Origin of the sequence: Streptomyces sp. NPDC016562 (assembly GCF_043076955.1) — a bacterium.
GTDB lineage: Bacteria > Actinomycetota > Actinomycetes > Streptomycetales > Streptomycetaceae > Streptomyces.
Genome location: NZ_JBIBRZ010000002.1, coordinates 1299389 through 1326367 on the forward strand (window position 1 = coordinate 1299389; position 26979 = coordinate 1326367).

22 protein-coding genes are annotated in these 26979 nt (G+C 72.7%); 13 read left to right on the forward strand and 9 right to left on the reverse strand.

From position 1 onward, the window contains the following. Positions 1-84: 84 nt before the first annotated feature. Together ACF059_RS13465 and ACF059_RS13470 are read right to left on the reverse strand one after the other, a co-directional pair. Positions 85-1152 (reverse strand): ArsR/SmtB family transcription factor, encoded by a 1068-nt coding sequence (locus tag ACF059_RS13465; RefSeq protein WP_392055661.1) that lies wholly within the window; start codon positions 1150-1152, stop codon positions 85-87. A gap of 86 nt (positions 1153-1238) precedes the next feature. After that, on the reverse strand, positions 1239-3341 hold the full coding sequence (locus ACF059_RS13470; protein WP_392055664.1) for a SpoIIE family protein phosphatase: 2103 nt from the start codon (positions 3339-3341) through the stop codon (positions 1239-1241). A 304-nt stretch (positions 3342-3645) separates the two neighbouring features. On the opposite strand from ACF059_RS13470, the gene ACF059_RS13475 reads away from it, so the two are divergent. Genes ACF059_RS13475 through ACF059_RS13485 form a run of 3 tightly spaced genes read left to right on the forward strand, consistent with a single transcriptional unit; the run spans position 3646 to position 7733 of the window. After that, positions 3646-5202, forward strand: a complete 1557-nt coding sequence (locus ACF059_RS13475) for an alpha/beta fold hydrolase (protein ID WP_392055667.1) — start codon at positions 3646-3648, stop codon at positions 5200-5202. 12 nt (positions 5203-5214) lie between these two features. Further along, entirely contained in the window at positions 5215-6819 is a 1605-nt protein-coding gene (locus tag ACF059_RS13480; protein ID WP_392055670.1) for an alpha/beta fold hydrolase, read from the forward strand. A gap of 8 nt (positions 6820-6827) precedes the next feature. Beyond that, the gene (locus tag ACF059_RS13485; protein WP_392056679.1) at positions 6828-7733 is read left to right on the forward strand and encodes a DUF4436 family protein; all 906 of its coding nucleotides are present in this window, start codon (positions 6828-6830) and stop codon (positions 7731-7733) included. Between the two features lie 33 nt (positions 7734-7766). Here the strand turns inward: ACF059_RS13485 and ACF059_RS13490 are convergent, their stop codons facing one another. From ACF059_RS13490 to ACF059_RS13500, 3 genes are all read right to left on the reverse strand, one after another. Further along, positions 7767-8897 carry an NAD(P)/FAD-dependent oxidoreductase gene (locus ACF059_RS13490; RefSeq protein ID WP_392056681.1) on the reverse strand — a complete coding sequence of 377 codons (1131 nt, stop codon included), beginning with the start codon at positions 8895-8897 and terminating at the stop codon, positions 7767-7769. 28 nt (positions 8898-8925) lie between these two features. Then, on the reverse strand, positions 8926-11043 hold the full coding sequence (locus tag ACF059_RS13495; protein ID WP_392055673.1) for a SpoIIE family protein phosphatase: 2118 nt from the start codon (positions 11041-11043) through the stop codon (positions 8926-8928). A 137-nt stretch (positions 11044-11180) separates the two neighbouring features. Continuing rightward, a complete protein-coding gene (locus ACF059_RS13500) occupies positions 11181-12557 on the reverse strand; it encodes a glycosyltransferase 87 family protein (RefSeq protein ID WP_392055676.1) in 1377 nt (458 codons plus the stop codon). Positions 12558-12670: 113 nt separating this feature from the next. Between ACF059_RS13500 and ACF059_RS13505 the strand changes: the two genes are divergently transcribed. Together ACF059_RS13505 and ACF059_RS13510 are read left to right on the forward strand one after the other, a co-directional pair. After that, complete coding sequence (locus tag ACF059_RS13505) at positions 12671-13831, forward strand: molybdopterin-dependent oxidoreductase (RefSeq protein WP_392055679.1); 1161 nt, start codon at positions 12671-12673, stop codon at positions 13829-13831. Then, positions 13828-14361: a hypothetical protein gene (locus ACF059_RS13510; RefSeq protein ID WP_392055682.1), complete on the forward strand. Its 534-nt coding sequence runs from the start codon at positions 13828-13830 to the stop codon at positions 14359-14361. The genes ACF059_RS13505 and ACF059_RS13510 overlap by 4 nt, the downstream gene beginning before the upstream one ends. Here the strand turns inward: ACF059_RS13510 and ACF059_RS13515 are convergent. The 3 genes from ACF059_RS13515 to ACF059_RS13525 are packed head-to-tail and all read right to left on the reverse strand — an operon-like array spanning position 14337 to position 16413. After that, positions 14337-15050 carry a class I SAM-dependent methyltransferase gene (locus ACF059_RS13515; protein WP_392055685.1) on the reverse strand — a complete coding sequence of 238 codons (714 nt, stop codon included), beginning with the start codon at positions 15048-15050 and terminating at the stop codon, positions 14337-14339. The genes ACF059_RS13510 and ACF059_RS13515 overlap by 25 nt on opposite strands. Continuing rightward, complete coding sequence (locus ACF059_RS13520; protein ID WP_392055688.1) at positions 15047-15703, reverse strand: DUF2064 domain-containing protein; 657 nt, start codon at positions 15701-15703, stop codon at positions 15047-15049. The genes ACF059_RS13515 and ACF059_RS13520 overlap by 4 nt, the downstream gene beginning before the upstream one ends. Next, on the reverse strand, positions 15700-16413 hold the full coding sequence (locus tag ACF059_RS13525) for a glycosyltransferase family 2 protein (RefSeq protein ID WP_392055691.1): 714 nt from the start codon (positions 16411-16413) through the stop codon (positions 15700-15702). Before ACF059_RS13525 ends, ACF059_RS13520 begins: the two co-directional genes overlap by 4 nt. Before the next feature lie 115 nt (positions 16414-16528). Here ACF059_RS13525 and ACF059_RS13530 point away from each other — a divergent pair, with 115 nt between their 5' ends. After that, complete coding sequence (locus ACF059_RS13530; RefSeq protein WP_392055694.1) at positions 16529-17260, forward strand: response regulator transcription factor; 732 nt, start codon at positions 16529-16531, stop codon at positions 17258-17260. After that, positions 17257-18375, forward strand: coding sequence for a sensor histidine kinase (locus tag ACF059_RS13535; RefSeq protein WP_392055697.1), 1119 nt, complete (start codon positions 17257-17259; stop codon positions 18373-18375). The genes ACF059_RS13530 and ACF059_RS13535 overlap by 4 nt, the downstream gene beginning before the upstream one ends. 20 nt (positions 18376-18395) lie before the next feature. Here the strand turns inward: ACF059_RS13535 and ACF059_RS13540 are convergent, their stop codons facing one another. Continuing rightward, complete coding sequence (locus ACF059_RS13540; protein ID WP_392055700.1) at positions 18396-19466, reverse strand: NAD-dependent epimerase/dehydratase family protein; 1071 nt, start codon at positions 19464-19466, stop codon at positions 18396-18398. A 222-nt stretch (positions 19467-19688) separates the two neighbouring features. On the opposite strand from ACF059_RS13540, the gene ACF059_RS13545 reads away from it, so the two are divergent. From ACF059_RS13545 to ACF059_RS13570, 6 genes are all read left to right on the forward strand, one after another. Next, complete coding sequence (locus ACF059_RS13545; protein WP_392055702.1) at positions 19689-20153, forward strand: hypothetical protein; 465 nt, start codon at positions 19689-19691, stop codon at positions 20151-20153. Next, a complete protein-coding gene (locus ACF059_RS13550; protein ID WP_392055705.1) occupies positions 20150-21958 on the forward strand; it encodes an alpha/beta hydrolase in 1809 nt (602 codons plus the stop codon). Before ACF059_RS13545 ends, ACF059_RS13550 begins: the two co-directional genes overlap by 4 nt. Further along, on the forward strand, positions 21955-22545 hold the full coding sequence (locus ACF059_RS13555) for a hypothetical protein (RefSeq protein WP_392055708.1): 591 nt from the start codon (positions 21955-21957) through the stop codon (positions 22543-22545). The genes ACF059_RS13550 and ACF059_RS13555 overlap by 4 nt, the downstream gene beginning before the upstream one ends. Before the next feature lie 128 nt (positions 22546-22673). Continuing rightward, positions 22674-23306, forward strand: a complete 633-nt coding sequence (locus ACF059_RS13560; protein WP_392055711.1) for a dihydrofolate reductase family protein — start codon at positions 22674-22676, stop codon at positions 23304-23306. 344 nt (positions 23307-23650) lie between these two features. Next, positions 23651-25198: a cellulase family glycosylhydrolase gene (locus ACF059_RS13565; protein WP_392055714.1), complete on the forward strand. Its 1548-nt coding sequence runs from the start codon at positions 23651-23653 to the stop codon at positions 25196-25198. Beyond that, positions 25195-26979, forward strand: coding sequence for a glycoside hydrolase family 6 protein (locus ACF059_RS13570; protein ID WP_392055717.1), 1785 nt, complete (start codon positions 25195-25197; stop codon positions 26977-26979). The genes ACF059_RS13565 and ACF059_RS13570 overlap by 4 nt, the downstream gene beginning before the upstream one ends.

Below are 26979 nucleotides of genomic sequence, written 5' to 3' on the forward strand. Positions count from 1 at the left end.
GCGATCTCCAGGAGACGATGAGCCGGTTGCGGCTTCACATCCTGGGCGGCCGGGCCGCCCGCGGCCCAGCCCTTAAGCCACGGCTTAAAGGGGGGCCGGGACAGTGGGCGCCGCGCCGCCCCCGTCTCCCTCCCCGTCTCCCTCCGCGCTTCCCGTTTCCGGCAGGGCTCCGGTCCGCAGCAGGGCCAGACCGAGCGGAGTGACGCGGTGCAGCACGGACCCGCCCCGGCGGCTGGTGGTGATGAGGCCCGCGTTCCGCAGCACGGTCGCGTGCTGACTGGCCGCCGCCGCCGTGACGCCGAGGCGGCGGGCCAGTTCGCTCGTCGTGCACCCCTGCGCCGTCACGTGCAGCGCGGCCGCTCGGGTGCGGCCGAGCAGGGGCCCCAGGTCCCGCACGGCGGCGCCCTCCGCCTCCGCCGGCCCCGCACCGGCCAGCGGCCCGCGTAGAGCCGGTACGGTCAGCCGGGGCGGCTGGGCGGTGTCCAGCGGATCCCACAGGAAGCTCACCGGGCGCTTCGAGAAGACCGTGGGCGTGATGATCAGGCCCCTCCCCTGGAGACGCACCTCGACCCGGCGCGGGTAGGGGGCTTCGAGCACCGGCGGCCGCCAGCGCACCAGGGGCGCGCCGATCGAACGCAGCAGCAGATCGATGCCTCCCTCCACCATCAGGTCCGCGCACCGGGTGGACAGCGCGACCAGGTCGGACCGTCCCCGCTGCCAGTACGGCTCCACGGTCACCCGGTGGCAGGCGCGTACGGCCCCGGCCAGCTCCCGGCGCGCCTCACGGTCGCCCTCGGCCACCCGCCCGGCCCATGACCGGTGTCCGGGGTGGAAGTCGAGACCCTCGAACTCGCGTCGCAGCCGGGACACGGGGGCGCGCAGCAAGTTGTCCACGGCGTGGTCCAGCGAGGGCACGTCGCCCATCAGGGCCAGCAGGTCGAGTCCGGGACCGCGCACCGGGACCAGGGACGTCAGGGGGCGCGTATCGGCTCCCATCCGGCCCGCGACCGCCGACCGCCACGCGCGGAAGTGGGGCAGTTCCCGCTGGTCCCTCAGCAGCTCCAGGCTGTAGTAGACCTCCGCCGCGACGCCGATCGTCGCGGCCACCCGTGTCCGGGCGAGGTCCTCCCTCGTGAAGTGGATGCGTAACACCGGTCGGCCCCCTGCCACCGAAGTCGAGCGCGCGAGCACTCCCAGCATGCCCCAACCCACCGCGCGCCACGCCGAGTTCCGCGTCGTCAGGCGGGGGCGGAACGCCCGGGGGCGGGCGTGGCCGTGGCCTCGGCGATGAGCAGGGCGACGTCGTCGTGGTCGTCGGGGTGACGCAGCGAGTCGAGGAGCCAGTGGCAGGTCTCCTCCAGCGGCCGCCGCGGCGCCTCCAGGGTGCGCAGCAGGGTGTTCAGGCGGTCGTCGATGGGATGGCGGCGGGTTTCGACGAGACCGTCGGTGTACAGGACGAGCCGGTCGCCCGTGCCCAGGTCGAAGGAGGTGGTGTGGAAGGGGACGCCGCCGACGCCGAGCGGCGCGCCGGTGGGCAGGTCCAGCAGCCGCGGGGGTCCGTCGGCGGGGGCGAGGACGGGCGGCAGGTGCCCGGCGTTGGCGATGCGGCAGGTGTGGTCGTGGGGGTCGTAGACGGCGTAGATGCACGTGGCGATGTAGTGCTCCAGCCCTTGGGTGATCTTGTCGAGGTGGTGGAGGACCTCCTCGGGGGTCAGGTCGAGGTCGGCGAAGGCGCAGGTCGCGGTGCGCAGGCGGCCCATGGTGGCGGCGGCGTCGATGCCGTTGCCCATGACGTCGCCGACCACCAGGGCGGTCCTGTCGCGTGCCAGGGGGATGACGTCGTACCAGTCGCCTCCCACCTCGTGGGTGGCCTGGGCCGGCTGGTAGAGGGAGGCGATCGTCAGCCCGGCGAGGGGAGGCGGGGGACTGGGCAGGAGGCTGCGCTGGAGGGTCTCGGCGGTGTTGCGGACGCTCTGGTGCCAGCGGGCGTTGTCGATGGCGATGGCGGCCCGGGCGGCCAGCTCGCCGGCGAGCAGGACGTCGTCCTCGTCGAAGGGCTGGGGGCTGCGCGCGCGCAGCAGGTCGAGGACGCCGAGGACCTCGTTGCGGGCGATCAGCGGCACCGCGAGGTAGGAGTGCACGCCGGCCTCGGCGAAGGCGGCCGCGGTGGCGGCGTCGCGGGCGATGTGCTGGAGATCGCTGCCGCTGGTGTGGGTGACGAGGATGGGTGCCCCGGTGTGCACGCAGCGGGTGATGAGCCGGTCGGCTCCGTAGGTCGCGAGGTCGCCGGCGGCCAGTGCGGCGGTGGCCGCGGGGGTGGGGTAGGCGGCCGCCACGGCGAGCGCCCGGAACATCTCCGGGCCCGGCTCCCGGGGCGGTGCGGCCCGGCGGAAGGCCAGGACGTCGTCGAGGACGTCGACGGTGGCGATGTCCGCGAGGTCGGGAACGGCGACGTCGACCAGCTCCCGCGCGGTGTGCTCCACCTCCAGGGTCGTGCCGACGCGGGCGGAGGCGTGGGCGATCACGGCCAGGCGGCGCCGGGCCCGGTCCGCCGCGGTGGTGGCCTGGTGGCGTTCGCTGACGTCGACCACCGAGTTCGCCACGCCGATGACGCGGCCGCCGGCGCCCTCGATGCGGAAGTACGACACCGACCAGGCGTGGTCGTGCTCCAGGTCGGCCGGGGTGCGTCCGACGGTGTACTGGTCGACCACCGGAGTGCCGGTGAGCAGTACTTGGCGCAGCGCCGACTCGATGGTGTCCACGTCGAGGAAGGTGAGGAGGTCGCGGGGGTGCTTGCCGATGTGGTCGGCGGCCGGGACGCCGTTGATGCGTTCCAGGGCCGGGTTGACCAGCAGGTAGCGCAGGTCGGTGTCGAGGAGGGCGATGCCGATGGGAGCCTGCGCCACCAGGCGCTGGGACAGTGCCAGGTCGGTCTCGACCTGCTGCAGGGTGCTCTGGTCGGCTGCGATGCCCAGGGCGTAGACGTCGCCGAGGTCGTCCAGCAGCCGCATGTTGCGGAACTCCACCAGGCGCGTGCTGCCGTCCTTGTGCCGGATCGGGAACGCCCCCGCCCAGCTCGTCCCGGTGCTCATCACCTCGGCGAACAGCCTGGTCACCAGGTCGCGGTGCTCGTCCCGTACCAGCATGGCCGCGTACTGGCCGAGCGCCTCCCTGGCGGTGTAGCCGAAGACCTCCTCCGCCTGGGGGCTCCAGAACACGATGCGCCCCCGGGTGTCGAGCACCACGGCGGCCACGCTGAGCAGATCGAGCAGCCCTCCCGGCGGCAACGGCCCCGCCGAGCGGTCCCGCTCGTCCCACCGGAGCGGCTCATGTGCGGCCATGACGGAACGCTCCCTAGAAGCGCCTGCCCGCAGGACCTTCCCGTCGGACAGGGGTCGTTCAGGTCGTTCAGCGCGTGATCGCCCCGGGTTCCCCGTCGCACGCAGGCACCTTCAACGCTACCGGCAGGTCCGAGGACGCGCACAAGGGACGTGGGGGCGTGCGGCGGTGGGCCCGCGGGTGGTGACGGCGCCGCGTGGCGGGCGTACGGGCCACCCGGTAGCGTCGAAACCGTGCGTTCCGCCTCAAACCGCTGCGGCCTGGCCCGGCAGGGCCGCCGCCGATGTCGGCAGAGGAACGAATCTCATGCCAAAGCACACCCTTCCCGCGATGACTGCCGCGGCGGCGCTGGTCTGTCTGGCGGCATTGGGCCCCACCACCGGCAGCGCCGCATCAGCACCCGCCCAGCCCACCGGGCAGCCCGACCCGGCCAGCCCGTCCCGGTTCGTGCCCGGCTCCTGCCCGAAGCCTCCCGAGCCGATCGAAGCGCTGACCGACGCACGGTGCGGTTTCCTCGAGGTCCCCGAGAACCGCTCCCGCCCCGGCGGCCGGACCATCAGGCTGGCCGTGGCCGTCATCCCGGCTGTGAACCCCGCGAAGCCCGTGCAGGCCCCCGTGGTGTTCATGGCGGGCGGCCCCGGAGCCGACACGTTCGACGACATTCCGTTCCTCATCGACTCCGGCCTGAACAAGGACCGCGAGCTGATCATCATGGCTCAGCGCGGCAACCTCTACGACCAGCCGAACCTCGCCTGCCCGGAGGTCGACCGGTTCAACGCGCAGGCCGTCGGCCTGGGCTACGACTCGCAGGAGGCAGAGCAGCGCTTCCTGAAAGCGGTGAAGGACTGCCGGGACCGCCTGACGGCCGACGGCACCGATCTGAGTGCCTACAACACCACCGAGAACGCCGCCGACTTCGCCGACCTGCGCACGGCGCTGGGCATCCCGCAGTGGAACGTCTACGGCTACTCCTACGGCAGCAACCTGGCCCTCACGTACCTGCGCCTGCACCCCGAGGGGATCCGCTCGTTCGCGATCGACTCGATCACCCCTCCCCAGGTCGTGACCCTGCCGTGGACATGGGGCAGCACCGCCGAGGGGATCGACAACATCTTCGGGGCCTGCGCGGCGCAGCCCGCCTGCGAGGACCGGTACCCGGACCTCCCCGGGACGCTGACGGAGCAGGTGCGCAAGCTGGAGGCGCAGCCCCTGACACTGAACGTCCCGCCGCCGAGCGGCGGCAAGCCGGTCAAGGTCGTCCTCGACGGGGGCGCGCTGCTGAACGCGATCGTCGCCTTCAACCCCCGTCCCAAGGACCTCCCGGCGGCGCTCGCGGAACTGAGCAACGGAAACCCGGAGCGCTTCGCGAAGGCCCGCGCGGCCGGCTCGGTCCAGAACGTGGGCGCGTTCGCCCACGGCCTGACGAACTCTGTGGTGTGCAGCGAGTGGGCCCCGGGGTACTCGGAGGCCGACGTGCTGAAGGCGGGCCGTGAGGCCTACCCCGGATGGCCGGACACGGTCCTGGCCCAGGTGCCGCAACTTCCCTTCCAGTACGCGGCATGCGGAATCTGGAACGTTCCGGATCGCGCGTCCGTCCAGCGGGTGGCCACGGTCAGCTCCGTACCGGCGCTCGTCATCTCCGGCACGTTCGACGTGAAGACCGCAGTGAGCTGGGCGAAGGACGTCGCCCGTAACCTGTCCGGCTCGACTGCCATTCAGGTCCCCGGAATCGGCCACTGGGTGGTCCCGCAGTCGCATTGCGCGCAGAGCGTGCTGGCCTCGTTCTTCGCCCGCCCGACCGCGCCCGACACCCGATGTGTGGACGACCTCAGGCCCGAACCGTTCACGATCATCCCGAAGTAGCGTGGAGGGCAGATGACACCTCGTCAAGCGCACCGCCGTCACCGCACCCCGCGACGCCTCCTGGCCCCGCCGGCCGGCATCGCCACGGGCCTCCTCGTCGCCGGCCTGCTCACAGCGCCCGCTCAGGCCCGTTCCCACGCCGACGACGGCACCGGAGCGCCGATCGGCACGACCACCCGGACGGTGGGCGACGCCCGCTACGAGCCGGGCCCCTGCCCGAAGACGGCGGAACCGATCGAGGAGCTCGAAGGGGCCCGCTGCGGCACGCTCACCGTGCCCGAGAACCGTGCCCGACCCAGCAGCAGAACGATCAGCCTCGGTGTCGCGATCGTGCCCGCCTTGGCCGGGACACCGAAACCCGACCCCATCGTGTGGCTCGCGGGCGGACCCGGAGACGACGCCGTGGGGGAGGCGAAGATGGCGGTCGACGGCGGCCTGAACCGTGACCGTGACGTGATCCTCATGTCCCAGCGCGGTACGTACTCGGCCGACCCGGATCTCCTGTGTCCCAACATCGACGAGTTCAACGCCCGCGTGGTCGGCCTCGTCTACGACGCGCCGTCCACCGAACGCCTGCACGTCGAGGCCACGAAGGCCTGCCGCGACAAGCTGGCCGGCCGCGGAACGGACCTCGGCGCCTACAACGACACCGAGAGCGCCGCCGACTACGCCGACCTGCGCACCGCGCTGGGCATCGAGCAGTGGAACCTGTACGGCATCTCGTACGGCACCCACCTGGCGCTGGTCACCATGCGCCTGCACCCCGAGGGCCTGCGGTCGGTGGGCATCGACGGCATACTGCCGCCGTCCACGTCCGGTTCGGCCTCGACCTGGAGCAGCTTCCGGCAGGGAGTCGACGGCCTGTTCAAAGCATGCGCGGACCAGCCGGCCTGCAACGAGCGCTATCCGAACCTGCCGGCCACCTTCGCCAAGCTCGTCAGCGACTTGGAGGCGAAGCCGGTCACGACCACCGTCACGCTCCCGGGCAACGACAAGCCCGTGAAGGTCGTGCTGGACGGCGGAACCCTGGTGAACTGGCTGACCTCCGCCACCCACACGGCACAGACCGTACCCATCGCGCTCGATGAGCTGGCGAACGGCGATCCGCAGCGGATCGCCCGACAGTGGGCGGGCTGGAGGACCAACCCCAAGAGCATCGGAGTGGTTTCGCACGGTCTGTCCTACGGAGTCTTCTGCAGCGAGTGGACGCCGTTCGAGAGCAAGGATGCGGCGCTGCAGGGCGGCAAGAAGGAGTTCCCCTCGTTCCCTCGATCGGTGCAGGCCCAGGCTCCGCTGCTCACCTTCCTCCATCCTGACTGCGACGCCTGGAACATTCCCGCGGCGACGCGCTCCGTCCGGGACGTCACGACCAGCGACATCCCCACCCTCGCCCTGTCGGGTGCGTTCGACGCGCAGACCGGGGCGGACAACGGGCCGTACGTCGCCCGCACGCTGAGCAAGGCCACGGTCGTCACGATTCCCTACGAGCCGCACGTGGTGTTCGCCACGTCGAAGTGCGCCCAGGAGATCACCCTCTCGTTCTTCGAGAACCCGGCCGAGCCGAAGACCGGATGCGTGAAGGGCCTGGAGCCGCCCGAGTTCGAGATCGCTCCTTGACCACCGCCATGGCCTCCACCTGGGATCCACGTCACCCACGTCAACCACGCCGCTCCGGGCCCTCGATCCTGACGGTCCTGCTTCCCCTCGCGGTGCTGATCGTGGTGGCGGTGGCGGTGGGGTCGTGGCTGCAGTTCACCGAGCGGCAGGCGCTCGATGCGGTCCACACCGTCGGATCCCGGGCCGCCGACCGGGTGGACGTGCAGGCCGACGTCCAACGCGTCGACGCCGCGGGCAGAGAGCTGGCACTGCGGGTCCGGGTCACGGCGCGCGGGGCCCTCGGTGAGGAGGATGGCACCGCCCCGGTGGCCGATCTCAGCCTCCAGACCTCCGCGCAGACCCTCGACGACTTGGAGTTCACGGCGCACGAGCGGCTCACGACCAGGGACGTGCAGGTCGCGATCACGAATGGATCGATCAGCGACTACCCCTTCGACACCTACGAGACCGACATAGAGTTCTGGGCGCAGCTCGACGGCAAGCCGGTGCCGGTGCGGATGCTGTTCACCAACAACGACACGCTCTTCTCGGTCTCCGCGTCACCCTCTGCGTCCGAGCAGGGGGCTGTGGGCGCGGGACTGAGGCTGGGGTTGGCCCGATCGGGCAGCCTACTCGTCTTCGTGGTCTTCATGATGGCCGTGATGTGGGCGCTGGCGGCAGCCGTGCTCATGGGCGCGTGGTACCTGACGACCCGGGGAGAGGGCCTGGTCTGGGCCGCCCTCGGCTGGATGGCCGCCACCCTGTTCGCACTCTCCGCCTTCCGCAACAACGCGCCCGGCACGCCGCCGATCGGCTGCGTGATGGATTGGTTCGCCTTCCTGTGGGCCGAGACCCTCATCGCCCTCTGCCTGATCGCCGTGGTCGTCGCCGGCGTCCGCACCGCCCTGCGGCACGACGCAGCGCTCTCCCCCTGACCGCCGCGGAGGGTGCGCGCCGCCGGGAGCCGGTCAGGACCCGGCGGTGCCGGGCCGGTCGAGGAGGTCGGCCAGCGGTACGTCGGGATCGGCGAGCCGCGCCGGGTCGACCGGGTGCCCGCTGGTCACCAGGGCGCGGATCGGGTCGGTGACGTCCCAGACGTTGACGTTCATGCCGGCCAGGACGCGGCCCGCGGAGAGCCAGAAGGCGATGAACTCGCGGGACTCCCGCCGGCCGCGGAAGACGACCTGGTCGTAGCCGCCGGGGTCCACGTAGCCGGTGTACTCCATGCCCAGGTCGTACTGGTCGGTGAAGAAGTACGGGACGCGGTCGTAGGCCACGTCCTGGCCGAGCATCGCCTTGGCCGCGGCCTGGGGCTGGTTGACGGCGTTGGCCCAGTGCTCGACACGGATGTGCTTGCCGAGCAGCGGGTGGAAGGCGTTGGCGACGTCCCCGGCGGCGTGGACGTCCGGGTGCGAGGTGCGCAGGCGGGCGTCGACGCGGATGCCGTTGTCGACCTCCAGGCGTGCCGCCTCGGCCAGCCCGGTGTTGGGCGTGATGCCGACCCCGACGATGACCGCGTCGGCGTCGATGCGGGTGCCGTCGGCCAGCAGTACGCCGTCCGCCCGGCCGCCGTCGCCCGTGATCTCGGCGATCCGGACACCGAAGCGCAGATCCACTCCGTGATCGGCGTGCAGGTCGGCGAAGACCTGGGAGACCTCCCGGCCTAGCACGCGCAGCAGCGGCAGCTCCGCCATCTCCAGTACGGTGACCTGCGCGCCCGCCGCGCGGGCGGCCGCCGCCGTCTCCAGGCCGATCCAGCCGGCGCCGATCACCGCGATGCGGGAGGCCGACGCGAACGACTCCCTGATGCGGTCGCTGTCGGCGAGCCGGCGCAGGTAGAGCACTCCGTCGAGGCCGGCCCCGGGCACGGTGAGGCGGCGCGGGGAGGAGCCCGTGGTCAGGAGGAGTTTCGCGTAGCCGATGCGACTGCCGTCGGCGAGCGTCACCTCGTGCCCGTCCGGGTCGATCGCGGTGACCGCGGTGCCCAGGCGCAGGTCGATGTCGTGCTCGGCGTACCACGGCTCGGGATGGACGTAGACCGTGTCCCGCTGCGTTTCTACGGTGTGGTGCCCTCGCCCGCGGCGCGCAGCTCGACGCAGCACCGCCCGGGGCCACCGGGGTGACGCGTCACCGGTCGGAGGCCTGGAGGAGCAGGAGGGCGATGTCGTCGTGGCGGGGCGCGGACGCGGTGGCGTAGGCGACGAGGCGGTCGGCGACCTCGTCCATCGTGCGGCCCTCCACGTCGGCCAGTTGGCGGGCGAGGTCGGCCGTGGTGTCGTCGATGTCGCTGCCCGGGATCTCGACGAGTCCATCGGTGTACAGGGCGAGCATGCTCCCGGGAGGCAGCGGCACCTCGGTGGTCGGGTAGCGCGCGTCGGGGTCGATGCCGAGGAGCAGACCCGGAGGCACGTGCAGCACCTCGGTGCGTCCGTCGGGGTGGCGCAGGATCGGCGGCGGGTGCCCGGCGGTGGCGAGGTGCGCCCGGTGCCGCGTGAGATCGATGTGGGCGATCAGGCAGCTGGTGAAGAGCCCCGGGTCGAGGTCGACCAGCAGGCGGTTGGTGCGGGCGAGCACCTCGCCGGGCGGGGTGCCGATGGTGGCGTGGGCGTGGACGGCGGTGCGGACCTGCCCCATCAGGGCCGCGGCGGTGATGCTGTGGCCCTGGACGTCACCGATCGCGACGGTGACCGTGGTGTCGTCGCGGCGGATGAGGTCGTAGAAGTCGCCGCCGATGTCCACGCCGCGGCCGGCGGGCAGGTAGCGGGCGGCCACGTCGAGGCCCTGCACGCGCGGGAGGGTGTGCGGCAGCAGACCCGATTGCAGGGTGTGGGCCAGCTCGTGCTTGGTGTCGTAGAGGCGGGCGCGGTCCAGTGCCTGGGCGACGAGGCCAGCCAGTGACGTCAGTACGGCGCGGTCGGCGGGCGTGAAGGAGTGGGGCTGGCCGTAGGCGAGGACCAGGGAGCCGACGACGCGGTCGGACGCGATCAACGGCAGGAAGGCCCAGGACGCCATGCCGTCGAGATGGACGGCCGAGGAGTACTCGCGCTGCAGCTCGGCGAAGGTGGTGAAGAAGCTGGGCACCCCGGTGTTCAGCACCCGCGCCGTCGGCGTGTGGGCGGTCAGCGGCTGGAGGTCGAACCGCTCCATCAGCTCGGCGGTGTATCCGCGGTAGCCGACGGTGCGGAGCCTGCCCTCCTCCGCTGTCAGCACGGCCATGGCCTGGGGGCCGAAGGCGGGCACGATCTGGTCCGCCACCAGATCGACGACCTCCTGCACCCCCACGGCCTCCGTCAGGGCAGCGGCCAGGTGCATCAGGTGGTAGAGCGAGGTCACCCCGGCCAGCTCCCCGGAGGGCAGCGGATCGCGTCGGGTGTCCGACCCCTCCGGGCCCGCGACGGGGGTGATGTGGACGCTGATGCCCGACGCGTCGGGGTACAGCTGGAACGACAGCCACGTGTCCGGTGGACGCAGCGCCGTGAACGAGGTGGGCAGGCGGCTGACCACCGCCGCCCGGTAGTGGTCTTCGAAGACGGGCTCGCGCATCCACGCCAGCACCTCCCACGGCCGGGCACCTCGCAGGACCGCGCCGTCGGCGCCGACGAGGCCGGTGGCGGCGGAGTTGATGAAGGTGATCCGGCCGTCCAGGTCCATGGCGCAGCAGCCCACCGGCAGCCGCTCCGCGAAGCTGACCCCGGCCAGCGCCTCGTCCGGATCGGGGACGCGGGAAGCGGGCGGGGGCAGCACGCGGGGCGTGTTCCCCGGCGTCAGGTGCCCGTGGTCGGCGGCCTGCCGCAGCACGCCGCACGCCGTACGGCAGAAGGAGTCGATCGCCGCCCGTTCGGCCGGGCTCGGTTCCGGCGGGCGGAAGACGGGCCACAGCAGCACGAGTCCGCCCGACGCGACGGCGCCGTCGGTGACCGGGGCGGCGGCGAGCATGAAGTCGTACGGCAGCACGAGCCCGAGCCGGGGGTAGCGTCGCGCCACCTCTTCCCGGCCGCCCAGCCACACCAGGCGGTCTTCGCGTACGGCGTCCGCGACCGGGATGGGCGCGCCCAGGTCGATGCGCGCCCACGGGGCGGTGATGTGCCCCGGGGCTCCGGCGACCACCGCCAGGTGCAGGACGCGCTCGCCGCGCGGAAGGACGTAGACGAGGGCCACGGAAGCCCCGGTGGCCTGGACCACTTCGGCTACGGCGGCGTCGAGCCGCTCCAGACCGGCCCCTGCGGCGCCATCAGCCGGCCGCACGTCTTCAGCGCCCGTCGTCCGCGGCCGCGGTGCCGTGGCAGCACCGGGCGGCGACGGACGCGCCGCACCCGCCACACCGGCCGTCACCCATAGGCCGACGATATGCCCGCCGTGCGGTGACGGCATCCCCGGCCGCGTCAGGCCCCGGTGGTGACCCGCACCCGGGGACCGCCCGCCGCCGCGCGGCGGCGCCGCACGGCCCCACCGGCCAGGACGGCGGCTCCGGCGAGGGCATACGCCACCGTGCCCGTCGCCCCGCCGAACGGCCGGGCGGCGACGTAGACGGCGGCGCCCGCGACGGCGACGCCGAGCCATTCCCAGCGGCCGTCGAGGGCGACCAGCGCGATCAGCAGGAGCGCGTACCAGGAGTAGCCGGGGGTCAGGAGCAGGAACGCGGTGCCGGTGACCAGCAGGGCGCCGCTCCACGGGCGGTCGGGATCGCCGCGGCGCACGACGTACGCCACCACCCCCGCCATCCCGGCCACGACCAGTGCCAACGCCCACGCGTCAGGAAGGAGGAGACGCAGCAGGGCGTACCGCCCGCCGGCCGTGGCGTCCTCGTAGCCCTCCTCCGCGGCGTACCCCCCGAGGTACCCGAACACGGACGAACGCGACCACAGGACGTACGGCAGGTAGACCAGCACGACGACCGCGGCGGCGGGCAGCAGCACGCGGACGACGTCCCGCCCGCGCCGCACCCCGGACAGGGCTCCGGGCAGCAGGACCGCAGGCAGCATCTTGGTGGCGACGGCCAGGCCGAACAGCGCGCCGCCCGTCACCTTGTGCCGGGCGACCACCCCCAGCGCGGCCACGGAGAGCAGTACGGCGAGGACGTCCACGTGGGCGTTGTTCACCGCCTCGACCGGCACGGCCGGACACCACGCCCAGTAGGCGGCGTTACGGGGATCACCGCGGCGGCGCAGGACCAGCAGCAGCGCGCCGGCCGTCGCCACGGACAGCAGGGCCCCGCCGGTCTGGAGGGCCTTGTGGCGCACGTGCGACGGCGACAGGGCGTGGACCAGCAGAAAGTGGCCCTCGGCCACGGGCGGGTAGACGGTGTGCACCCCGGGGCGGTTGATCCGCGTGCAGACCCCCTCGGCCAGCGCTACCCGGTCCGGCCCCGCGCAGGCGGCGGCGCCCCGCGGGAAGAGCCAGTCGTCGCGCAGGCCGGCGAGCGCGGGGGCCGAGGGAGCATGGTCGTACGGCGAGACGCCGGCGGCCTGCACCCGGCCGTCCCAGGCGTAGCGGAACGAGTCGGTACTGGTACGGGGAGCGGCGACCAGCCCGGTGGCGGCGACGGCCACCGCGCCGGCCAGCACCAGCGGGGCGACGTGCCGGGCGGGGACCGCGCGCAGGGCGTGTACGGCCGCCGCGAACAGCGCCCACGAGGCCGCGTACCACCAGAACAGCCCCGCCGGGTCGGCGAAGTAGTCGTCCTTGCGCACGGTCAGCACGAGGACGGCGGTCAGAGCCGCCAGCAGCGAGGTGGTGACGGCGGTGCGGGGGCTGGTCATGGCGACAGCCTGGCAGCGCGAGAGGGGGAACCTGCCGCACCCGGCCGGGGCGTCCGCGTTTCGTAAGGTGTCGAAGGCTCCGCGCGGTGTCCGGGGGCGCTTCGATGGGAGACATGACTCCCCGGACCCGTTGGCGCCCTGTTCTCCCGCCCGTGCGGCCGCCCTCCTTCTCGGGCCGTCTGCACGACGCCCGGACCGCGACGTCCGTCGGGCGCTGGCTGGGCCTCGCCTTCGCCGTGTGCTTCGTGACCGGCCTCATCAGCCACTACCTCCAGCATCCGCCGGGCTGGCTGGCCAACGGCCTGCCGAGCCGGCCCGTCTGGGGATACCGGCTCACCCAGGGGCTGCACATCGCCTCGGGACTCGCCGCGATCGTGCTGCTCCTGGCGAAGCTGTGGGCCGTCTACCCCCGGCTGTTCCTCTGGCCACCTCTGCGGTCCGTGCGGCACGCGCTGGAGCGGCTCTCGGTGGCGGTCCTGGTGGCCACCGCGGTCTTCCAGGTCTTCACCGGGCTGCTCAACATCGTCGAGTGGTACCCGTGGCCGTTCTCCTTCGTACCGGTGCACTTCGCCGTGGCGTGGGTGGTGGCGGGCTCGATCCTGTTGCACCTCGCGGTGAAGGCACCGGAGATCAGGGCGCATTGGAGCCGGCGGTCGGCCGGGACCCTGGAGCTGCCCGCCGAGGACGCCCGGGACCGGCGCTCGCTCCTGCTGGGTGTCGGCGCGGCGGTCGGCGCGGTGACGCTGACCACGGTCGGGCAGTCCTTCACCCCGTTGAAGCGGCTCGACCTGCTGGCTCCGCGACACCCGGATCACGGGCCGCAGCGGCTGCCGGTGAACCGTACCGCGGCCGCGGCGGGCGTGACTCCGGCGGCCCTGCGCGACTGGAGGCTGGAGGTGCTCGGGCCCCGGCCCCTCAGCCTGACGCTCGATCAGCTGCGGGCGCTGCCCCAGGCGCGGGCGAGGCTGCCGATCGCGTGCGTCGAGGGCTGGAGCGTGGAGGCGTACTGGAGCGGCGTACGGCTGCGTGACCTGGTGGCGCGCGCCGGGGGGCGCCCGGACGCGGGGGTGCGCGTGGTCTCCCTGGAAGTGCGGGGCGCCTACCGGGTGATGGAGATGGGCCGGGAGTACGTGGAGGATCCCCTGACGTTGCTCGCCCTCACCCTGAACGGCGAGGTCCTCTCGCAGGACCACGGCTACCCGGCGCGCATCATCGCGCCGAACCGGCCCGGCGTGCTGCAGACGAAGTGGGTCACCCGGCTGGAGGTCGTGTGAACGGCGAGGAGTCCGGGCCGCGCCGGGTGGGAGGCGGCCGTTGGGTGCTCGGTGCCTTCGGCCTGCTGGTGATGGGAATCGGGGGCCGGCAGCTCGCGGCGGTCGCGGCGGCCGAGGACGTGGGCGTGTGGCTCCTGGGTGCGCTGATCCTGCACGACGCGCTGATCGCCCCGCTGGTCCTGGCCGTCGGGTTCCTGATCGCCGCCGTCCCGGCCCGCGGGCCGCTGCGCGGCGCCCTGATCGCCAGCGGCTCGCTGGTGCTGATCACCCTGCCGCTGCTGGTCCGGCCGGGCGCCCCTCCCAACCCCTCCGCGCTGCCCCTGCCCTACGGGCGCAACCTGCTGCTGGTGATCGGGGCGGTGGCGGTGTGCGCCGCCCTGCTGGCGGTGGTCTCACGCCACAGGCAGCTACGCGGCACAGAGGCAGAGGCTGCCGGGCCGGAGCCCGAGTCCGAACCCGAACCGGGGCCGGGGCCCGGAAGCGGTCCGGAGCCGGGACCCGGGCCTCAGGCCCGCGGTGACGGGGTCTGAGGCCGCCGCGCGAGTTCCACGAAGACCCGCCCCGCCGTCGACCACTCGTCCGTGGGACACCAGTCGGTGGTCCGGGCGTGCCGGTGCAGGGCGCGCCTGCCGAGCCGGGCCCAGGCGAAGGGCGCGCCGAGCCCGCCCCTGCCGTTGTCGAGCCGCACCTCACAGCGCTCGTCGACGTCCACCGCCTCGCATTCGACGATGAGCCGCGCGGCGGAGCCGGTCACGTCTGCCAGGCGCGTCAGCAGGGCCGCGGGGTCCGCGCCGATGCCGATGTTGCCGTCCATGAGCAGTGCCGTGTCCCAGCGGCCCTCCGCGGGCAGTCGCTCGAACACCGACCGGCACAGGGCGAGGCCGCCCAGCCGCTCGGTACGCGCCACCGCCGCCGGACTCACGTCGACGCCCAGCGCCCGGTGCCCGCGTGCCGCCAGCGCGGCGACCAGCCGTCCCGGACCGCATCCGACGTCCAGTACCGCGCCCCGGCACCGGGCCAGCACGCTCAGGTCCGCCGCGTCCGGGGCCGCGCACCAGCGTTCCACCTCCAGGGGCAGCAGCCAGCCGTCATTGCGGCGCAGGAACAGGGGGCCTCGCCCGTCGTCCAATGCGTCGGCGTACGGGTCCTCGCACCAGGCGGTCGGCCGGGGGAGGGCGCCGGAGGCCCGGACCTCTTCCCTTGCCCCGCGGAGCCTCATCGGAGCACCGGTCCGCCGGGGGACGGTGCCGGGGCCGCCGTGAGCCGCGCGTACAGGGCCGCGAAGCGGCCGCCCGGTGCCTCACCGGCCACGATCCGGGCGTCCTGCGCGGTGTCCACGTCCCGCAGCGACGGCAGCCGTCCGACGCGGAGCCCGGCGCCGGCCAGCCGTGCGAGCTGCACCGCGCCCGTCTCCGGCACCGACATCGGTACGCCGCGCACCAGCGCGGGATCCGGTGCGGCCAGCCCGAGCGCCCAGAAGCCCCCGTCCAGGGCGGGGCCGAACCATGCCCCGTACTCCTGCCAGGCGTCCGGCCCGACCGCGGGAGCCAGCAGGGCGGGGGTGACCTGCGGCGTGTCCATGCCGATCAGCAGCGCCGGCCCGGTGCACGAGGCGAAGGCGGCGGCGAGCCGCTCGTCCAGGCCTCCGGCGCACTGCGGGACGACCTCGAACCCCCGCGGCAGCCAGGGTCCGGGACGGCCGTCCAGGACGAGGACCCGCCGCCCGGCGGGAGTGGCGGCGACCGCCTCCAGGGTGTCGGCCAGGGCGGCCTCGGCCAGCCCGGCCGCCTCGGCCGAGGTGAAGGGGGGCGTGAGCCGTGTCTTCACCCGTCCCGGCACGGGTTCCTTCGCGATCACCAGCAGGGTGGTCACCCGCGGCCCCCCGCCCCCGTCGCGGCGGTGGTGGCCACCGGTTCGGCGAGGACCCGGCTCATGTCGCGCACCGCCTGGTAGGTGCCCCGCCAGGTACCCGTGACCTTGGACCTGCCGGTCCGGGGGAGGTAGGGCACGTCCACCTCCCGGATCCGCCATCCGCAGTCGGCGGCGCGGACCACCATCTGGAGCGGGTAACCGCTGCGCCGGTCGGTGAGGCCGAGCCCGAGGAGCGCCTCGCGGCGCGCCGCCCGCATCGGTCCCAGGTCGTGCAGCCGCAGGCCCGTACGACGGCGCAGCATCCGGGACAGCACCAGGTTCCCGGCGCGGGCGTGGAGCGGCCAGGCCCCACGGCCCTGCGGCCGGCGCCGTCCGAGTACGAGGTCGGCCGCACCGGCCTCGACCGTACGGGCGAAGTCGGCCAGCAGGCCGGGGTCGAGCGAGGCGTCGCAGTCGCAGAAGCAGACGATCTCGGCTTCCGCGGCCGTCAGTCCGGCGTGGCAGGCGGCGCCGAAGCCGCGCCGCTGCTCGTGGACCACGGTGGCGCCGAGGCCGCGGGCGATCTCGGCGGATCCGTCGGTGGAGCCGTTGTCGACCACGACGGCACGCCAGCCGTCGGGGATGCGGGCGAGGACCCAGGGCAGCGCCTCGGCCTCGTTGAGGCAGGGGAGTACGACGTCTACGGTCACGGATGCGGTCACGGATTTCACCGTAGGGACGGCGGAGGGGCAGCGGGGCCACCGACTCCTTACGAAACGCGGACGTCCCCCTCAGCGGCGCCGCAGCCGGGCCGCGTGCGCGACGGACGATGAGACCCTTGGCCGCATGAGCATGGGAGACACACCGGCCAGGGTCCTCGTCGTGGACGACGACCCGACGGTCGCCGAAGTGGTGACCGGCTATCTGGCACGCGCCGGATTCACCGTGGAACACGCCGCGGACGGTGCCACGGCCCTCGCGAGCGCCGGGCGGACCTGGCCGGACCTCGTCGTCCTGGACCTCATGCTGCCCGGGATGGACGGCCTCGACGTGTGCCGCCGGCTCCGGGCGAGCGGCCCGGTGCCGGTGGTCATGCTCACCGCGCGCGGCGACGAGGAAGACCGCATCGCGGGACTGGAACTGGGCGCGGACGACTACGTCACCAAGCCCTTCAGCCCGCGCGAACTCGTCCTGCGGGTCGAGTCCGTCCTGCGCCGCAGCCGCGGCCGGACCCTTCCGGTGTCCCCGGCGCCCGGGCCCGCGCTGGGCGGCGGGGGACTGGCCCTGGACCCCGGCACCCGCCGCGCCTCGAAGGACCGTCGGCCGCTCGCCCTCACCGTGCGGGAGTTCGATCTCCTCGCGCACTTCCTGAGCCACCCCGGCCGGGCCCACCGCCGCGAAGACCTGATGCGGGAGGTGTGGGGCTGGGAGTTCGGTGACCTGTCCACCGTGACCGTCCACGTCCGCAGGCTGCGCGCCAAGATCGAGGACGACCCGGCCCAGCCGCGGTTCATCCAGACGGTGTGGGGCGTCGGATACCGCTTCGACATCCCGTCCACGGCCGGGGAGGCGCTGTGAAGGACCTGCTGCTCATCGCCGCCTTCGCGCTCGGCGGGGCCGCCTGTGCGGGAGCGGTCGGCGCAGTCGTCCTGCGCCTGCTGCGCCACCGCTCGGTCGCCGTCTCCCTCACCGTGGTGGCCGCCGTCACCGTCACCGCCATGCTCGCCGGCACCCTCGCCGTCGCCCGGGCGATGTTCCTCTCCCCGCACGACCTCACCGTCGTCACGCTCGTCGTCGCGATGGCCGCCGTGGTCTCCCTGGCGACCGCCCTCTTCCTCGGGCGGTGGGTCGTCGCCCGCAGCCGCGATCTCGCGCGCGCCGCACGCCACTTCGGGGACGACGGCAGTTTCGCCGCTCCGGCCGCCCCGGCCACCGCCGAACTCGCCGCCCTGTCCCGGGAACTGGCCGCCACCAGCGCCAGACTCGCCGCCTCCCGCGAGCGGGAACGGGCACTGGAGACCTCGCGCCGCGAGCTGGTCGCCTGGATCTCGCACGACCTGCGCACACCGCTGGCAGGCCTACGGGCCATGGCGGAGGCCCTGGAAGACGGTGTGGCCACGGACCCGGCCCGCTACCACCGGCAGATCGGCGCCGAGGTCGAACGCCTCAACGCCATGGTCGGCGACCTGTTCGAGCTCTCCCGGATCCACGCCGGCGCCCTCACCCTCACCCCCACCAGGATCTCGGTCTACGACCTCGTCGGCGACGCGCTGTCCGGCGCCGACCCGCTCGCCCACGCACACGGGGTACGGCTCGTGGGCGCCGAGGTCGAGCCGGTGCCCGTGGACGTCGACGGCAAGGAGATGACCAGGGTCCTGGCGAACCTCCTGGTCAACGCGATCCGTCACACCCCCGCCGACGGAACGGTCGCGATCGCCGCCGAACGCCGCGCCGACGCCGTGATCCTCTCGGTGACCGACGGCTGCGGCGGCATCCCCGACGAGGACCTGCCGCGCGTCTTCGACACGGGCTGGCGCGGCACCCCGGCCCGGACCCCGCCCGCCGGCGCCGGCCTCGGTCTCGCCATCGTGCGGGGCATCGTGGAAGCGCACGACGGCCGCGCCGAGGTCCGCAACGTGCCGGGCGGCTGCCGCTTCGAGGTGACCCTGCCCCTGCCCGCCCCGGTCGGCTGAGGCGGGTACCGGCCCCAGGACTACAGACGCTGGGCGGCGTCGGCCGAGGCGCGCAGGTGCGCCCGCGCGAACTCCGCCATCCCCTCGGCGAAGCCCACCCGGGGCAGCCACCCCAGCTCGCGTCGCAGCCGCGACGCATCGGCCGTGACGTGCCGCACGTCCCCGAGCCGGAACTCACCCGTCACCACCGGATCGGGCCCTCCGTGCGCGGCCGCCAGCGCCGAGGCCATCTCCCCGATCGTGTGCGGCTCACCGCTGCCCGTGTTGTAGGCGGTGAACGAACCCGCCGCGAGGCCGCCCACCGCCTCCAACGCCACCACGTTGGCCGCCGCCACGTCCCGTACGTGTACGAAGTCCCGCCGCTGGCCCCCGTCCTCGAAGACCCGCGGCGCCTCTCCCCGGGCCAGCGCCGACCGGAAGAACGAGGCCACCCCGGCGTACGGGGTGTCGCGCGGCATCCCCGGCCCGTACACGTTGTGGTAGCGCAGCGACACCGCCCGCCCGCCGGTGGACCGCGCCCAGGCCGAAGCCAGGTGCTCCTGCGCCAGCTTGGTCGTCGCGTACACGTTGCGCGGATCGGCCGGGGCGTCCTCGTCCACCAGGCCCGGGACCAGCTCCGCCCCGCACACCGGGCAGCGCGGCTCGAACAGCCCGGCCTCCAGATCGGCGACCTCGCGGGGGCCGGGCCGTACGAGCCCGTCGCGCGGGCATGCGTACCGGCCCTCCCCGTAGACCACCATCGACCCGGCCAGCACCAGCCGGGACACCCGGGCCCGCGCCGATTCGGCCAGCAGCACCGCCGTCCCCAGGTCGTTGCAGCCGACGTACGCGGGCGCGTCCGCGAAGTCCTTGCCCAGGCCGACCATCGCTGCCTGATGGCACACCGCGTCCACGCCGCGCAGAGCCGCGCGCACCGCTTCCGCGTCCCGCACGTCCGCCCGGATCAGTTCGGCGTCGGGCAGTTCGGGCGGGCCGGGGTGTGCGGTGGGCAGCAGGGCGTCCAGGACCACGGGCTCGTGGCCGCTGCTGACCAGGGCCGTGACGATGTGCGCGCCGATGAACCCCGCGCCTCCGGTGACGAGTACTCGCATGGCGCGGACGCTACGCAGTCCCGCGGGCGCAACGCCCGCTCCACGCCCGGCCGTAAGACTTCCGTCACCGGATGGGGCGCGCCGGCGCCGGTCGATACGGAACGGGCCGAGGGCGTGGGCCGTACCCGCAGCACGCGACCCGTCCTCGCTCGCACACCCGTCCGTGGCCTGCGTTAGTCTCTCGGAGCGCGGAAGCGGAACGCACATGCAGACGGGGGAGCCGTGTCCTATTCGGAGCGCTGGCAGGAGTTGTTCGGACCGGCGGACGGTCCGACGGGCGGAGCGGCGGACGGACCGACGGGCGGCGGGCCCGCGATGCGGCTCGCCTCGACGGCCCCCGAGCCCACGACCGGCGCGGGCGGGACCGGAAACCTCCAGCACAGCAAGGGCCCCTGGACCAGCGCCTCCGCCACCGCCGGCGAACTGCGCACCAGCACGGAGACCAGCCGGGCGGCGCTCGGCCCCGGCCACGAGGGCGTCGAGGCGGGAGCCGCCGGTCTCAGCTCCGTCGCGGCCCTCAAGAGCGTGCTGACGTCCTGGGAGGAACGCCTCCAGGCCGTGCGGGACGAGTGCCAGCAGCTGGAGGGGACCCTGCTGAAGGTCGCCAAGGAGATGGGCGAGACGGACGCCGCGATCGAGACCTCCTTCAAGGGCGTCGGCGGCGGCAAGGCGGATGCGAAGCGATGACCTCGACCCTCACCTGGCAGCAGCTGCGCGACCTCAAGACCTCCGAGTTCACGGAGGCGGGCGACACCTGGCACAAGGTCTCGGACCGCTCGGACTCCGACCGCGTACGGGTCGACCGCGCCATGTCCGCGAAGCTCCGGGAGACCCAGCAGAGCGAATCGGCGGCGGCGGCCCTCGGCAGACTCCAGCGCCTCAGCCGCAACTTCCAGTACCTGCACACCGAGTGCGGGCTCGTCCGTACGGTGCTCAACGGGCTCGCCGCCGATCTCGCCGAGCCCAAGAACCAGCTGAAGCAGGCCCTCGCGGACGCCGCCGCCCTGAACTTCACCGTGCACGAGGACGGTTCCGTCAGCTATCCGGCCACCGAGGTGGCGGACCTGACCGGCGCGAAGAAGCAGGCCCCGGGAAGCACCGTCCAGGGCAGCTCCCGCCTCCCGCTGGAACCGCCCGGCTTCGGTGCGCAGGGGCAGTCGCCGTTCTACCCCGGCTACTCGGGCTTCAAGCCGCTCAACCCGAACGCGGCGAAGGCGCAGGACGTGGCCGACCGCATCGCCCGGGCCGTACGGTCCGCCCGCGAGACGGACGCCCGGTACGCGAAGACCCTCGCCGCCCTCAAAGCGGAGAAGGGCCTCGACGTCACCGAGGCCACCCTGAAGGACGTCTTCCGCGACACCTCCGACGTCCGCTCCACCGCGGGCGCGTACCTCGGTGAGGGCGTTCCGCAGGACAAGAGCCCCGCCGACCGTAAGAAGTGGTGGGACGGCCTGACCGAGGAACAGCGCCAGGAGTACCTGGAGGTCGCGCCGGACCTGATCGGCGGCCTGGACGGCATCCCGGCGGTCTCCCGCGACGAGGCGAACCGCAACTACCTTCCGGTCCTCATCGACGACCTCGCGCACCGGGGCGGCGACGACGCGAAGACCAAGCTCGACGCCCTGCGCATGATCCAGGACAAACTCAACGAGCCCAGCCGCCCGCCCATGTTCCTCCTGGGCATCGGGGACGAGGGCAACGGGCGCGCGATCGTCTCCTACGGCAACCCCGACACCTCCAAGAACGTCTCGGCGTACGTCCCCGGTCTCAGCACCAGGCTGAACGAGGAGTTCGTCAAGGACACGATGAAGCGGGCCCAGGACACGGCCATCGGCGCCCAGCGACTGGACCCGTCCAGTGCCGCGATCGTCTGGCTGGGCTACGACGCCCCGCAGAACGTGGACGTGATGACGAGGGGCGACGCGCAGCGCGGCGCCCCGGCGTACAACCAGTTCATGGCGGGCCTCTCGGCGACGAACGAGAACGCGGACCCCCATGTGACGGCCATCGGCCATTCCTACGGCTCGCTCACCGTCGGCACGGCCGCCCAGCAGTCCGGCGGGATCCCGGGCGTCGACGACGTGATCCTGCTCGGCAGCCCCGGCGTGGACGCGCAGAAGGCGACGGAGCTCGGCGTGGGCAAGGACCACGTTTTCGTCGGCGCCGCCGACAACGACCCGGTCACCCATCTGCCCTCGAAGGACGAGGCGGCGCTCGGCTGGCTGGTGGGAGGCCCGCTGGGAGTCGCGGTCGGACGTGACCTCTTCGACATCGGCGACGACGACGTGTACTTCGGCAAGGATCCGGCGAGCGAGGCCTTCGGGGCACAGCGCTTCCTGGTCGACGACGGGCCCAGGATGGTCTTCGACGGCGGAGGGTTCGACGCCCACTCCCAGTACTTCACTCCGGAGAAGGACCAGACGTCGGCGAACAACATCGCCAGGATCGTCGCCGGACACCCCGAGGACATCGTGAGGGAAGATTACCGATGAAGCGCATCACCCGGACCGTTCGCCTGACCTGCGCGCTGGCCTTGGCCGGCGCGCTGCTCGCAGGATGCGGGCCGTCGGACGGCACCAAGGACGGACACGGACGAGGGACAGTGGCAGGCATGGACATGCAGGGAGCGGCGGAGCGCGCCGACGCGATGTTCTACGCGACGGTCGGCGCGATCAAGCCGGAGGTCGAATGGGTTCATTACACGACGACGACCGGCAGCTGCGACGTGACGCGCTACTGGAACGTGATGACGATCGTCTCCGAGCAGCGCCGCGGCAACTTCCTCGGAGTGGTCGAGAGCTTCTGGAAGGCCAGCGGCTATCAGATCAAGACGGTGAATCCGGACAAGGACATGCCCGAGATCGTCGCCACGTCCCCCGACGGCTTCGGCATCATGGTCCTCTTCGGTCACGAGGGGCAGGCCTTCTTCGAGGTCACCACCCCGTGCGTGAAGGAGTCGAAGGTGGCGGCGCCGACGAAGGCGGCGAACGGCCGCACGTACGAGGGCGAGATCCCCACCCCCAACGTCCGCTCCGACTTCTGGTCCGCCGAGACCCCGGCGCCGAGCCCCGCCTCCTAGGGTCGGGGGCGACGGCCCGGCACGTCACCACGCGCGTGATCCGGGGCAGGGCCCGGCGCGGCGATGAGTCCGGGTGCTCCCGTAGGTCTATCTCTTGACGGAGACAACCGACTCATCGGGAGCAAGACATGGGCCTCATCCACATCGAGATGTTCGCGACCCTCGACCTCGTCGGCCAGGCACCCGGCGGCCCCGACGAGGACCCGGCGGGTTTCCCGTTCGGCGGCTGGCAGGCGCCCCTGCTGGACGAGGTCGCCGGGGCGCAGGTCGGGGCCGCGTACGAGGACACGGACGCCCTCCTGCTCGGCCGGCGGACCTACGACATCTTCGCCGCCTACTGGCCTCACCAGGAGGGCGGCGCCGACGACGCGATCGCCACGCTCTTCAACCGCGTCCCGAAGTACGTCGCCTCCCGCGGCCGGCCCGACCTCTCCTGGGCCGGATCCACGCAGCTCGGCCCGGACCTCGCGGGCGCGGTGCGTGAGATCCGTGAACGGCACGAGCACGTGAAGGTCGTCGGCAGCCTGAACCTCGTGCAGACGCTCCTGCGGGAGAAGCTCTTCGACCGTCTCGACCTCTGGCTGCACCCGATCGTGCTCGGCGTCGGCAAGAAGGTGTTCGACGAGGGCGCGGTGCCCACCAACGTGACGCTCCTCGCGCCCCCGGCGGCCAGCCCGAACGGCATCGTCCACCTGCGCTACGGGCTCGCCGACGGCATTCCGGCGACGGGGGACATGAGTGCGCCCGACCGAGGTCTCTGAAGCGTCGACTGACTCCATTGAGCGCTGGTGGATCCAGATCCGGGGGCGCCCTGTCGAGGCAGCGCGTCGTGGTGCGCATGTGGGGGGTTCTCCTCGCGACTCGGGAAAGTGCGGGGCGTGCGAAGTGCGTGAGCACAAGCTCTGAACCAGTGGGAGCGCTCCCACTGTGGGGACCGGGGGCAGCGGCGTCAAGACGCCCGAAGAAATGAAGGCGCGCCCGGGGCAATTCGGTGACTGCCCTTTCGCACGGCGTCAGTTGCCGCTACGGTCTGGCCCCAACCAGTGGGAGCGATTCCGTCAGTCGGCGCGCCGTCAGGGCGTGGCCCTTCTGCAAGGAGTCGCTCATGCGACACCCCCCGCGTTTTTCCGCCCTGCTCGGCGGAGCGGTGCTCACCTTGGCGAGCACCGCTCTCGCCGTAGTGGGTACGGCCCCAGGAGCAGCGGCCGCACCTTCCTGCACCGTCCAGTACTCCGTCGTGAGTTCCTGGCCCGGCGGCTTCCAGGGGTCCGTCACCCTCACCAACAACAGCACACCCTTGAACGGCTGGAGCCTCGGCTTCGGCTTTCCCGACGGCCAGCAGATCAGTCAGGGCTGGGGCGCCGCCTGGTCCCAGTCCGGGGCGAGCGCCACAGCCGTGAACGAGAGCTGGAACGGGACGCTGGGCGAGGGCGCCAGCGTCACCGCCGGCTTCATCGCCTCGTGGTCGTTCTCCAACAGTGCGCCCCGCACGTTCACCCTCAACGGCGTGGCCTGCACCACAGCGCCGGGCCCCACCGACCCCACCCCCACCCCCACCCCCACCCCGACCCCTACCCCCACGCCCACCCCCACCGGTCCCACCGATCCCCCCGGCCCGGTCTCCGGGGCGCCCGAGCTGAGCGTCAGCGGGAACCGTCTCACCGACCAGAAGGGCGCCACCCGCCGCCTCCTCGGCGTCAACCGGTCCGGGGCCGAGTTCATGTGCGTCCAGGGCCACGGCATCTTCGACGGTCCCGTCGACGACGCCGCGGTGCGCGCCATCGCCGACTGGAAGGCCAACACCGTCCGCATCCCCCTCAACGAGGAGTGCTGGCTCGGCCTCGACCACATCAAGCCCGAATACCGCGGCGCGCAGTACGTCGACGCCGTCAAGGGCCTGGTGGGCCGGGTCCTGGCCCACGGCATGACCCCGATCGTCGAACTGCACTGGACGTACGGCCAGTACACCGGCAACTCCTCGGGGTGCTCCGACGTCCACGCCTCCTGCCAGAAGCCGATGCCGGACGCGCAGTACACCCCCGCCTTCTGGACCTCGGTGGCGGACACCTTCAAGAACGACCGCCGGGTCGTGTTCGACCTGTTCAACGAGCCGTACCCCGACCGGGCCACCCCCACCGCCGGCCAGGCCTGGTCCTGCTGGCGCGACGGCGGCACCTGCCCGGGCATCGGTTACGAGGTCGCCGGCATGCAGGACCTCGTGGACGCGGTCCGCGCGACCGGGGCCCGCAACCTCGTCCTCGTACCCGGCATCGCCTACTCCAACGACCTGAGCCAGTGGCTCACCCACGCACCCGTCGACCCGACGGGCAATCTGGCCGCGGCCTGGCACGTCTACAACTTCAACGCCTGTGTCAACGAAGCGTGCTGGCAGAGCAGCCTGGCACCGGTCGCGGCCAAGGTCCCCCTGGTGGCGGGCGAGATCGGTGAGAACACCTGCGGACACGGGTTCATCGACCAGGTCATGAAGTGGTTCGACGACCGCTCCCTCTCGTATCTCGGATGGACCTGGAACACCTGGAACTGTGCCTCCGGTCCCGCCCTGATCACCTCGTACGACGGCACGCCCACCGCATTCGGAGCCGGGCTGCGCGACCACCTGCGCGCCCTGACGGAAAGGAACACCTCGAAATGAGCCGCACGCCCCAGCGCACGCCCCACCGCACAACCCAGCGCACCATCAGCCGCACGACCAGCCGTACCGCCCTGCTGGCGGCCCTCGGCCTCGTCACGGCCGCCGGCGCCACCGCCACCGTGTTCGGCACCACCGCCGGCGCCGCCACCGCCGGCTGCAAGGTCGAGTACCAGGTCACCAACCAGTGGAACACCGGGTTCGGCGCCAATGTGAGCGTCACCAACACCGGCGACCCGCTCACCGCATGGACCCTGGAATGGTCCTACGGGGGCGATCAGACCGTCACCCAGGGCTGGAACGCCGCCATCACCCAGTCCGGTACGGCCGTGACCGCCAAGAACGTCTCCTACAACGGGTCCTTAGCCACGGGCGCTTCGACGTCCTTCGGCTTCAACGCCTCGTACAGCGGTACCAACGCCGTCCCCGCCACCTTCAAGCTCAACGGCGTCACCTGCAACGGCGCCACCGTGCCGACGCAGCCGCCGACCACTCCGCCCACGACGCCCCCCACGACCCCGCCGCCCTCCGGCGGCAAGGCCGACAACCCGTACGCCGGCGCCAAGGTGTACGTGAACCCCGAATGGTCCGCCAAGGCGGCTGCCGAACCGGGCGGCACCAAGGTGTCGAACCAGCCCACCGGCGTCTGGCTGGACCGCATCGCCTCCCTCCAGGGTGGGAACGGCAGGATGGGCCTGCGCGACCACCTGGACGCGGCCCTGGCGCAGAAGGGCAGCGGCGAGCTCGTCGTCCAACTGGTGGTCTACAACCTGCCGGGCCGCGACTGCTCCGCGCTCGCCTCCAACGGTGAACTGGGCCCCACCGAGATCGACAAGTACAAGACGCAGTACATCGACCCCCTCGCCGCGATCCTCGCCGACCCCAAGTACGCGGGGCTGCGGATCGTCACCACGGTCGAGATCGACTCCCTGCCGAACCTGGTCACCAACGTCTCAGGCCGCCCGACGGCCACCCCGAACTGCGACGTCATGAAGACCAACGGCAACTACATCAAGGGCGTCGGCTACGCGCTGAACAAGCTGGGCTCGATCGCCAACGTCTACAACTACGTGGACGCGGGCCACCACGGCTGGCTCGGCTGGGACGACAACTTCGGCGCCTCCGCCGAGCTGTTCAAGCAGGCGGCCACCGCCGAGGGCTCCACGCTCTCCAAGGTGCACGGCTTCATCGTGAACACGGCCAACTTCAGCGCCTTGAAGGAGGACCACTTCAAGATCGAGGACTCCGTCAACGGCACCTCCGTACGGCAGTCGAAGTGGGTCGACTGGAACCGGTACACCGACGAGTTGTCCTACGCCCAGGCCATGCGGGCCAAGGCGGTCTCCCTGGGCTTCGACGCGAACGTCGGCATGCTCATCGACACCTCCCGCAACGGGTGGGGCGGTGCGGCCCGGCCCACCGGACCCGGCGCGCTGACCAGCGTCGACACGTACGTCAACGGGGGCCGCTACGACCGGCGCATCCACCTCGGCAACTGGTGCAACCAGGCGGGGGCCGGGCTCGGCGAGCGGCCGCAGGCGGCTCCGGCCGCGGGCATCGACGCGTACGTGTGGATGAAGCCCCCGGGCGAGTCGGACGGGGCGAGCAAGGAGATCCCGAACGACGAGGGCAAGGGCTTCGACCGGATGTGCGACCCGACCTACACCGGCAACGCCCGCAACGGGAACAGCATGTCGGGTTCCCTGCCGAACGCGCCCCTGGCCGGCCAGTGGTTCTCGGCCCAGTTCCAGGAGCTCCTGAAGAACGCCCACCCGGCGCTGTGA

What these genes read in the sequence shown, in the direction of transcription:
- ACF059_RS13505 (WP_392055679.1), top strand. Translation starts at nt 12,671, where the DNA reads ATGACTCCCCGGACCCGTTGGCGCCCTGTTCTCCCGCCCGTGCGGCCG.
- ACF059_RS13560 (WP_392055711.1), top strand. Translation starts at nt 22,674, where the DNA reads ATGGGCCTCATCCACATCGAGATGTTCGCGACCCTCGACCTCGTCGGC.
- ACF059_RS13480 (WP_392055670.1), top strand. Translation starts at nt 5,215, where the DNA reads ATGACACCTCGTCAAGCGCACCGCCGTCACCGCACCCCGCGACGCCTC.
- ACF059_RS13530 (WP_392055694.1), top strand. Translation starts at nt 16,529, where the DNA reads ATGAGCATGGGAGACACACCGGCCAGGGTCCTCGTCGTGGACGACGAC.
- ACF059_RS13540 (WP_392055700.1), bottom strand. Translation starts at nt 19,466, where the DNA reads ATGCGAGTACTCGTCACCGGAGGCGCGGGGTTCATCGGCGCGCACATC.
- ACF059_RS13485 (WP_392056679.1), top strand. Translation starts at nt 6,828, where the DNA reads ATGGCCTCCACCTGGGATCCACGTCACCCACGTCAACCACGCCGCTCC.
- ACF059_RS13470 (WP_392055664.1), bottom strand. Translation starts at nt 3,341, where the DNA reads ATGGCCGCACATGAGCCGCTCCGGTGGGACGAGCGGGACCGCTCGGCG.
- ACF059_RS13550 (WP_392055705.1), top strand. Translation starts at nt 20,150, where the DNA reads ATGACCTCGACCCTCACCTGGCAGCAGCTGCGCGACCTCAAGACCTCC.
- ACF059_RS13565 (WP_392055714.1), top strand. Translation starts at nt 23,651, where the DNA reads ATGCGACACCCCCCGCGTTTTTCCGCCCTGCTCGGCGGAGCGGTGCTC.
- ACF059_RS13570 (WP_392055717.1), top strand. Translation starts at nt 25,195, where the DNA reads ATGAGCCGCACGCCCCAGCGCACGCCCCACCGCACAACCCAGCGCACC.
- ACF059_RS13500 (WP_392055676.1), bottom strand. Translation starts at nt 12,557, where the DNA reads ATGACCAGCCCCCGCACCGCCGTCACCACCTCGCTGCTGGCGGCTCTG.
- ACF059_RS13515 (WP_392055685.1), bottom strand. Translation starts at nt 15,050, where the DNA reads ATGAGGCTCCGCGGGGCAAGGGAAGAGGTCCGGGCCTCCGGCGCCCTC.
- ACF059_RS13555 (WP_392055708.1), top strand. Translation starts at nt 21,955, where the DNA reads ATGAAGCGCATCACCCGGACCGTTCGCCTGACCTGCGCGCTGGCCTTG.
- ACF059_RS13475 (WP_392055667.1), top strand. Translation starts at nt 3,646, where the DNA reads ATGCCAAAGCACACCCTTCCCGCGATGACTGCCGCGGCGGCGCTGGTC.